Origin of the sequence: Bacteroides sp. 4_1_36, assembly GCF_003466325.1 — a bacterium.
Lineage (GTDB): Bacteria > Bacteroidota > Bacteroidia > Bacteroidales > Bacteroidaceae > Bacteroides > Bacteroides uniformis.
The window spans coordinates 1-9,137 of sequence record NZ_QSOX01000040.1 but is presented as its reverse complement, the minus strand read 5'-3'; the positions used below and the strand labels follow the sequence as shown (position 1 = coordinate 9,137).

At 39.9% G+C, this 9,137-nt stretch carries 7 protein-coding genes and 2 pseudogenes; 4 read left to right on the top strand and 5 right to left on the bottom strand.

Translation table 11 applies throughout. From position 1 onward, the window contains the following. The 5 genes and pseudogenes from DXD65_RS20430 to DXD65_RS21060 all read right to left on the bottom strand — a co-directional run bounded on the left by DXD65_RS20430 (position 1) and on the right by DXD65_RS21060 (position 4,621). Positions 1–753 carry a YjbH domain-containing protein gene (locus DXD65_RS20430; protein ID WP_034523133.1) on the bottom strand — a complete coding sequence of 251 codons (753 nt, stop codon included), beginning with the start codon at positions 751–753 and terminating at the stop codon, positions 1–3. Between the two features lie 127 nt (positions 754–880). Next, positions 881–2,005: an OmpA family protein gene (locus DXD65_RS20425; RefSeq protein ID WP_117749940.1), complete on the bottom strand. Its 1,125-nt coding sequence runs from the start codon at positions 2,003–2,005 to the stop codon at positions 881–883. Between the two features lie 42 nt (positions 2,006–2,047). Next, positions 2,048–2,965, bottom strand: a complete 918-nt coding sequence (locus DXD65_RS20420; RefSeq protein WP_117887902.1) for a DUF3869 domain-containing protein — start codon at positions 2,963–2,965, stop codon at positions 2,048–2,050. Positions 2,966–2,978: 13 nt separating this feature from the next. Next, positions 2,979–3,962 (bottom strand): annotated as a pseudogene (locus tag DXD65_RS20415) (hypothetical protein); the annotation flags it as partial. 455 nt (positions 3,963–4,417) lie between these two features. Next, positions 4,418–4,621: a hypothetical protein gene (locus DXD65_RS21060; RefSeq protein WP_155519243.1), complete on the bottom strand. Its 204-nt coding sequence runs from the start codon at positions 4,619–4,621 to the stop codon at positions 4,418–4,420. 205 nt (positions 4,622–4,826) lie between these two features. On the opposite strand from DXD65_RS21060, the pseudogene DXD65_RS20410 reads away from it, so the two are divergent. From DXD65_RS20410 to DXD65_RS20390, 4 genes and pseudogenes are all read left to right on the top strand, one after another. Next, positions 4,827–5,965 (top strand): annotated as a pseudogene (locus tag DXD65_RS20410) (tyrosine-type recombinase/integrase). Positions 5,966–6,307: 342 nt separating this feature from the next. Next, positions 6,308–7,555 (top strand): hypothetical protein, encoded by a 1,248-nt coding sequence (locus DXD65_RS20400; protein WP_005836064.1) that lies wholly within the window; start codon positions 6,308–6,310, stop codon positions 7,553–7,555. A 13-nt stretch (positions 7,556–7,568) separates the two neighbouring features. Then, positions 7,569–8,444: a DUF3869 domain-containing protein gene (locus tag DXD65_RS20395; protein ID WP_005827864.1), complete on the top strand. Its 876-nt coding sequence runs from the start codon at positions 7,569–7,571 to the stop codon at positions 8,442–8,444. A gap of 40 nt (positions 8,445–8,484) precedes the next feature. Further along, positions 8,485–9,137, top strand: a 653-nt coding sequence (locus DXD65_RS20390) for a porin family protein (RefSeq protein ID WP_133303497.1), incomplete at its 3' end; no start/stop codon positions are given.

Sequence of the window (9,137 nt, the reverse complement as noted above, 5' to 3'; positions counted from 1 at the left end):
TTATTTCAAATGAATTTTGTATGTCAGCCCTCCCGTGAAATATTTCATCCTCTGCATTTCGACCTGCACATGCAGATGCTTGAACAGCAGATAAGTGGCTCCCAAAGCAAAGTCCTTGGAGTCGTACTCCGCTATCACCCTCAACTGCGGATGGAAGGAGGGATTGTAGGTGACACCCAGTGCAAAGCCATTCAGTTTGTACTCCTTGCGGTTGTTGTAAAGGTAGGAAAGATGGACACCGATCTCCTCCTTACCCACAACGGGTATATGCTTGGAGGCGGCAATATAGAAACGGCTGTAATAGCCGTTACCTTCCGTGGTGCCTACCTGGCCGCCGCCGGAAGAAGTGAACGGGTCGGACGTCCCCAGCACGACAGCCGGCATGTATTTCCAGAACTGCCCCTCCTTCAACACACGCAGACGGGCGGAAAAGTAGCGGTCCTGGTTCGTGAATCCGCTGTACCCGTATGGCTTCAATCCCAACGCCTCCGCCTTGAAGAGCGTACACGTGTAGGCCACTTCCAGAAAGGGGAAGATGGTGACGTTCAGGAAGTAGTTGTAGGTATGATAGTACCAGGTGGGCGGTGTGAGCTCCTTGTTCAGGAAGTTGCCGCCGACCATGAAAGTCTTGTCGCGCTGCATCTCCGCAGAGGGCGCATGCAACAGCCCGGTTGTACCATACGTCAACTGGGAAAAGGCCGAAAGGGAAAGGCTGCAAAACAGAACAATAAAGAATAGCTTAAACTTCATCATCACATATAAATTCAGTCGCTGATAAAAAATGGGTTGCTTTATAACATACATCGGACATAGTACCAAAAAAAGGCGTCTGAGTCCCAGACGCCTTCATTTTTAGAGTCTATTTGTCACTTGGAGTGTATTATTCCAGGATAACTACGCGGTTCAGGAAGTTCTTACCGAACATGTTTTCAGTACCACCGAATCCTACGAGTTCAAGCTGGTCCTTGTCAACACCCTGAGCAATCAAAGCGTCGTAAACAACCTGGGCACGCTTTTCGGACAGCTTCTGGTTCCAAGAAGCGCTACCGGTAGCCTTGTCTGCATAACCTGCAACTTTGTACTTCTTGTCCGGATTAGCCTTCAGAATCTTGGCAGCCAGTTCGATGTTAACCTTGCCATAGTCGTCCAGACGGGCGCTGCCAATCTTGAAGAAGATGGCACGCGGACCGGCAACTTCAACTTCCTTGGTCACTTCCTTAACTTCAGGTTTAGCGTTGGCCAGTGCATTCTTGCAGTTAGCCAGGTCAGCCTGAGCCTGAGCCAGTTCACTTCTATATCTGTTGATTTCCGCATTGACTGCGTCTTCGTCAATCTTAGAAACCGGAATAAACTTCTTACCGCCGAAGATGTAGCTAACACCTGCGGTCAGCATACCTGTACCTTCAGCCTTGCGATGGCTGCTGATATTACCGAAAATGGACGGAGCGATGGCACCGCGAGCTTCTACGTCAATGGTCCACTTGGTGTTGATATTGAACTTCAAGCCCAAACCGGCAGAAGCGCCTACACGTGCTCTAGCCTTTTCATCTCCATCAGGAATCATTGTTCCATCGTTTTGAATCAGCACATTTGCTGACTTTGCAACAGTTACTTGAGGACCCAAGAATCCATAAACTTCAAAGAAACGGTTAGGATTAACGCCTGCGAACAATGTAGAAAGATTGATCATTGCATCAATGTTACCACCAAAGTACGTCTTATTGTGTTCCCAATATGAGTTATCCAGACACAAGTGCTGAGTAACGCCATTGAACTGGGCACGTACACCCCATGTCGGAGTAATCAACTTACCAACTGATACGCTGAAATGCGGAGCCAATTTATTGAAACCATCATTGTTGATAGCGTGGACACCACCACCTACACTCACGAAAATATTATCGCTCCATTTCGGAGTGTAGTAGTTCGTTTTTTCTTGTGCATTCAGATTTGCTGCACAAGCGCCTGCTAATAATAAGGAGGCTATTACTAATTTACTTTTCATTATTCCTTTAGTTTAAAATTAAAATAATAACTAAAACTATTATTATTCAGCAGCACCGTCACCACCACCGGCATTGTTACCATTGCCATGACCGTGACCATGACCATGTTCAGTTGAAGTAAAGACTGGATCTACAACAGTCTTAACTACCTTCTTAATCTTTACATTAGGAATAGTGTACAGTTTGCCATCCACCACTGTAGAGATTGTATTATCAGAAGTTTCGTATTCTGTAGTAGTCTTCAAAGTTACAATAGTATAAGCAGGAACTGTTACTTTCTTAGTATAAGTTACATCTGTGATACCCGGGCTATATGATTTAACCAATGCTTTCAACACCTTTTTTACTTCATCATCAGACAATCCTCTAGTTATAGGCATAGCATCAATCGATGCATTTACAGCAGCAATATTAGTAACTTCTTGTCCAACTTTTGCTGTATATGGCAGATCCATTTCTTTTTCTTTACTACTTGTATTTTCACCACCTTTTTGTTCTCCTCCAACTTCACTAGGGGTAATAGTTTCCTCATCCTGATCAACAACAACATCTTCAGCAGCATTCAGTTCTTGTTGCAAGAAAATACTTACCGGAATCAAAGCAAATTGTCCTTTATTCAAAGCAGGAACAGTAGCTTGGCCTTCTCCAGACAGATACTCGTCTTTTGTAGCTGCAAAAGTTCTTGTTGCAGCAGCAATCTTTCCATCTGAACCAGCTTCAATTACGAAAGGATTGCTAGTAATAGCAGCACCATTTTCTGTAATGCTTGCACCATTTATGATAGAACCATCTGATAAATCATATACAGTAATAGCAACAGTAGCACTTGCAGGGTCCAATTCTACAGGCGCAACATTGAATTCTTCTTTTTCGCAGCTTGTGAACATCACACTTGTCAAAGCCACTGCCGCCAATGCTAATTTAGCATTTACGCCACTTAAAAAAAATTTCTTTTTCATCTCAATTAATTAATTAAAAATTTAACAATTCTGACTTAATAAAATATGGGTTAAAACTATTTCTTTCCATTATATTATCACTTGCTTCTGCCTTATAGTCCTTATAATAATACCTTTCATTACCCGCATTATAAGCAATGCCCATGTTAGTAGAAGTATTCACACGTGGGATATGCCCCCTTCTTTTATATTTGTATGGAGGCAATGCCACTTGAAACCGAAATCCTCCATTTGCTTTGGCATGCTCCGCCTTCATCGCATAAAAGCCTATCGAACAATAGCGGAAATGACGGATCATTTCAAACCGAACCCCCTTTTCCTTCAACAAATACTGTTCAGCCTTCAGTGTGAACAGTGTATTAAATCGTGGCCAATAGAAATTTCCACCCAAAGACCACGTCATACGCCATAATGAAGGATCATATTGGAACCTAAATCCGTCCCAACGTCCAGCTCCCGTATATCCTATTCTTGCCAACAAAGAAAAACGTTCATCTTTAAAGGGGCGAAAGAAATCTACATCAGCACCATATCGGTTACCACTAAAATAGCCTACAGAGAATTTACCAAAAACATTATAAGGCAACCTGAAACGTTGTGAAAGAGTTAGGAAACCCGAATGAACCTTTCCTTCCCGAGCTCCATATCCATCATTATAAACCGGTATCTTCACTTGTGCTGTGGCTTTCATCCCCTTCCATAACGAAATTTCTATTGCAGGGCTCAAATCAAATAGAATTTGATAAATCTGCGTAATAATCACGTTCTTGAAAGAGAATTCCGGATACACCAATATATCAATCTTGAACAAAGAACTATTTTTCAACTTTATTTTCCGTGCATTTTTCCAAGTATCACCCAATTCATAGCTTACATTCCAGTCATCACGTTCTGCTTGGAGCACCGAATCTCCCTTTATGGGATGATAATAAAGAGAAATCTGGGGTACATTATTATCCAGAACTATTATGCGGCATGACTTTTCTTCCGGTACACCTGCTAATAAATGGGCTTTCTATCTAAAACACAGACAATCCTTGGCTTCTCTCTCTTTGTTTGTCTGCTGTTGCATAGGGGATTAATGATGCCTAACGGCCATGAACAACTCTGCTAATGGTCGTCAAGCGATTGCTTTATGGCCGTAAGCAGGGTTGTTCATGACTGTTAGGCGTCACTAACCCCAAGACTTTTCGGATGAAGTACGTAGCCTGCATCTATTATGGATAGGGCGCAAATGTATTGTACAACAACTTAAAGGACATTAGACGGCATTATTCATAGCCATGAGTTAGAAATCATCCGCTTGAATGGCTCGCTCTACCGGTACCTTTCATAGTCCCTGCGGAATGATGCGTCCTACCGCCCAACTCGATATCCACCGATTTCGTAGAAGAGCAAGCTCGAAAATGCAGGAAAAACGAACTGATTGATTTATGTAGCTCTTACGTAATATTATGTTAGTAAACAGGTGGTTACTGCAAAACCTCGGCGTTTCAGGCAGGTGGAAGCAAAATTTGCTTCCACCTTTTCGGCTTGCTTCCACCGCAGGGCAAATGCCGATGGATAGGGGAATGCAGAAGGTGGGTGGAAGTGTGGAAGCAAAGTGATGGAAAATAAATTTCCAGAGAAAGTTTCCGCCGCCATAGCAATAGCCACACTCTTGATAGTTTAATTGTTACTGGCTTATTATTATATTTGTTCTTTCAGTAACGCTGTGCCCTATACTGTAAATATTTGATAGTTAATAAGGTAATTATAAAAAAAGACAAGAGTGATAGAACATGAAAGCAATTTGTAGGATTGATTTTTGTTACTGCTTTGTTACTACTAATAATAAACTGTATGTTTTTATTCAAAGAATATGAAAAAGCAATTGAATTTAAAAGAGCCAATAAAGGTGAGAACAAAAAAATTGGTTAATGGATGCCAATCCATATATCTGGATATTTATATGAATGGAAGGCGGCAATACGAATTCTAAAGTTGTATATTATCCCTGAACATAATCAAGCTGATAAAAAAAGAAATGTCGAGACGCTAAATTTGGCAAATGCGATAAAGGCTCAGAAGATTTTGGAAATATATAATCAAACTTACGGATTTAATCATAACAGATTGTCCAATATGAAGCTGACTGGCTATATGAAATTAATAGCAGAACAAAGTGTGAACAATAGAGTACGGAAAAGTGCCATACATGCCGTTGTATGCCATTTGGAAAGATATACTCCGAATGGAATATTGCTAAGGAAGGTGGACAAGACTTATTTGTTGGGTTTTATAGATTACTTGAAGAAAACAAAACAAGAACATTGTAAGAAGGAAAAGACATTGCATGTTAACACCCAATTCTATTATTTGAAAACGCTGCGCTACTGCTTGAATAGGGCCGTCTCTGAAGATTATATAACTGTTAATCCGATGAATAAGATAAAGAACGAGGACAAACCAAAACGTAATCGAACAGAAAGGGATTATCTTACTATAAAGGAATTGACCAGATTGGTTCATACTCCTTTTTATAATACCTTATTAAGGAAAGCATTTTTATTCAGCTGTTTTTGTGGATTGAGGCATTGTGATATTATTGCATTGAGATGGGAAGATATACGCTATGATGAAAATGGCAATGCACTATTGAGTATTATTCAGAAGAAGACGAAAGAAGCCATATCGCTTCCACTCTGTTCGGAAGCCATAAAACATCTGCCAGACAGAGGAAATGCACCAGAAACGGAAAAGGTGTTTGCCGGATTGGTCTCACTGGGGAGAAGTAATGTAATTTTACACAAATGGGTTGAACAAGCTGGGATATCAAAGCATGTAACATTTCATACAGCGCGCCACACACATGCAACAATGATGCTGACACTGGGAGTAGATTTATATACGGTCTCCAAACTATTGGGACATACCAATATACAAACAACACAAATTTATGCAAAGCTTGTAGATGAAAGTAAAAAGAAAGCTATTGATTTAATTCCTAATATATCATAGGGGTTGGTTAAATGCGAAGTGCAATTTGTCATTCTCTTTAATTCTTGCAGATATTTCTTCTATTTATCCTTTTTCAGAGAAAAGTGAATTAGCAAAAACATCTGAAAAATGACTATTTGGCACAAAAAACAACATTCTGTATAGTAATTATGCACAGCTATATTAAGGATTTTAAGATAGCTAATATATTTCATATAAACATTCTGAGTATTTGTTGGGGGCTTTTGAAGAAAAAACAACATTATTTCATTTTTTCATATAAAAATCTTTGGTATTATTAAAAATGTGTCTATTTTTGCAGCATATTTTGTGTTATACGAACACAAAAAATGGTTGAAAAAGATGAGGTATAAAAACTCTAACATAAGAAAGTGCCTAAATACTAAAACAATAGCACTGTGTGCAGCGTTCTTTTTATACTGTTTGCTCCCTTTAAAAGGGATTTGCCAAACGGGGGAAAGTACTGTAGATGCTTTAGTGGAAATGGGATTTGAAAATGTTGGATGGACAGAAGATGGCAATGAACGTGTGTATGTTCTGCAGAACTCTGCATATCGTTTGCAAGGCGTAGGCATAGGCAAAGCGGTGGATGTTATTCAAAAGATGGGTTTACCGGAAGAAAAGTCATGCCGGATAATAGTTCTGGACAATAATGTACCTCAGATTTCTCTTTATTATCATCCCATAAAGGGGGATTCGGTGCTCCAAGCAGAACGTGATGACTGGAATGTAAGCTATGAATTGGGTGATACTTGGAAAAATGCACGGAAAATAAAGTTGAAAAATAGTTCTTTGTTCAAGATTGATGTATTGGTATATCCTCAATTAGCTTTCAAGAATCTGGTGATTACACAGATTTACCAGGTCTTGTTTGATTTGAGTCCTGCGATAGAAGTTTCGTTATGGAAAGGTATGAAATTAACGGCACAGTTGAAAATACCGGTTTATAATGATGGGTATGGAAGGTTTGAAGATAAAGTTCATCCAGGACATATTACAATTTCACAGCGTTTTAGATTACCGTATAATGTGTTTGGTAAAGTGACTGTGGGATGTTTTAGTGCTGACCAATATGGAGTGGACGCCGAATTTTATCGCCCTTTTAAGGATGAACGCTTTTCCTTAATGGCTCGGATTGGGTATACAGGAATGGGATATTGGAGCGGATTTCGCTATGTATATGATCCTTCGACAGCACTTGTTACTTGGTCTTTGGGCGGTAGCTTTTATTGGCCGCAATTTAACACTCAGTTTAATCTGAAAGCAGAACAGTATTTATTGAAGGAGAAAGGTGTTAAATTTGAAATGATTCGCCATTTTCGCTATTGTTCGATTGGTTTCTATGCAATGAAAGCAGAACATGCAAAGATGAATGGAGGCTTCCGATTTCAAGTGGCATTACCTCCTTATAAATATAAAAGGAAAGGATATATACCTCGTGTGAATACCTCTGCTAATATGGGCATTGTTTATAATGCAGGTAATGAAAGGTACTATTATAGACAGTATAAAGCGGAAGTTAGTGACAATATAATGGAAGAAAATAGTTTTAACCCATATTTTATTAAGTCAGAATTGTTAAATTTTTAATTAATTAATTGAGATGAAAAAGATTAAATTCTTAAACGGCATAAGTGCAGTATTTGCGTTAGCCGTAGTAGCTTTAGCTACAACTTTAACTTCTTGTGAGAAGGAAGAGTTCAACGTTAATGTAACTCCTACTAATGCACAAGCTGTTATTAGTCCGATTGTGCTTGCTATAGAGGATGGTGTTACTACAGATGTAACTGGCCAAGCCACTATCGCGCCTGCAGAGTTGACATTTACTGGTAATCCTACTCTGGCTGCTAAGAGTGTTGATGTTACAGCTTCTTATAATGGTTTGAGTGCAACTGTTACAGTTAAGGTTCCTGCTTTGCAAGCTGGGCAATTTGCTACTCTGACTCCGACTATCATTCTTCAGGAAGAAGATGCTGAGACTAAGATTGTAGCAGAATCTACAAAACTTGAACCAGTAACGGATCCTAAAGTTAAGACTTGGGATAACTACGAGCTTTATTGGTTTGACATTCCATCATTCCCTTATGTAGTAAAAGAAGGTGCAAAAGTAGGTGCAAAGAAAATCAATACAACTGATCTTATTGAACGCGCAGCTATTGAATCTTTCTTTAACACGCTTGAGAATACATATGAGGAAACGACAGTAACAACACCGGAGAATAAGTATAAAGTTTATGCTAACTCTAGAACAACTGCATCTATTACTTATACTGTTGTAACAACTGAATATAAAGTAGTGAAGAAGGCTGTAACAAAAGCTGAAACAGAGCCTTTAGCTTCTATTGAAGTAGATGATTATACAACTTCTACACTGTTTGTTCTTGAAAATCAAGATATTCCTGGTCACGGTCATAGCCACGGTCATGGTCATGGTCATGGTGAAGGCAATGCCGGTGGTGGTGTTGGTGAACTTGATTAATAGAAGTTTTAGTTGTTATTTATCTTAAACTCAAGAGAAAATGAAAAGTAAATTAATGATAGCCTCCTTACTATTGGCAGGCGCTTGTGCAGCAAATCTGAATGCACAGGAAAAAACGAACTACTACACTCCGAAATGGAGCGATAATATTTTTGTCAGTGTAGGTGGTGGTATCCACGCCATCAACAATGACGGTTTCAATAAGATTGCTCCGCATTTCAGCGTGTCAGTTGGTAAGCTGATTACTCCGACTTGGGGGGTACGTGCTCAGGTAAACGGTATTACTCAGCATTTGTGTTTGGATGATGCATACTGGGAACACAACAAGACTTATGTAGGTGGTAACATTGATGCAATGATCAATCTTTCTACATTGTTTGCCGGTGCTAATCCTAACCGTTTCTTCGAAGTTTACGGTTTCTTGGGACCTCAAATTTCTGTAGCAAAATCTCAAAATGTGGATGTTACAATTAGTGCTGACGGTACTTCGCAGTCTATGGCTCCTGCCGGTGAAGCTGAAATGCGTGCACGTATCGGCGCTTCTGCCGGTTTGGGCTTGAAGTTCAATATCAACACTAAGTGGGCCATTGACGTAGAAGCTCGCGGTGCCATCGCTCCGTCCATTTTCGGTAACATCAGCAGCCATCGCAAGGCTGAAGGTACAGGTATGCTGACCGCAGGTGTTAGCTACAT

Bases quoted from the DNA above. Each gene is read 5' to 3' on its own strand.
- DXD65_RS20420 (WP_117887902.1), bottom strand. From the start codon at position 2,965: ATGAAAAAGAAATTTTTTTTAAGTGGCGTAAATGCTAAATTAGCATTG.
- DXD65_RS20395 (WP_005827864.1), top strand. From the start codon at position 7,569: ATGAAAAAGATTAAATTCTTAAACGGCATAAGTGCAGTATTTGCGTTA.
- DXD65_RS20430 (WP_034523133.1), bottom strand. From the start codon at position 753: ATGATGAAGTTTAAGCTATTCTTTATTGTTCTGTTTTGCAGCCTTTCC.
- DXD65_RS20425 (WP_117749940.1), bottom strand. From the start codon at position 2,005: ATGAAAAGTAAATTAGTAATAGCCTCCTTATTATTAGCAGGCGCTTGT.
- DXD65_RS20400 (WP_005836064.1), top strand. From the start codon at position 6,308: ATGAGGTATAAAAACTCTAACATAAGAAAGTGCCTAAATACTAAAACA.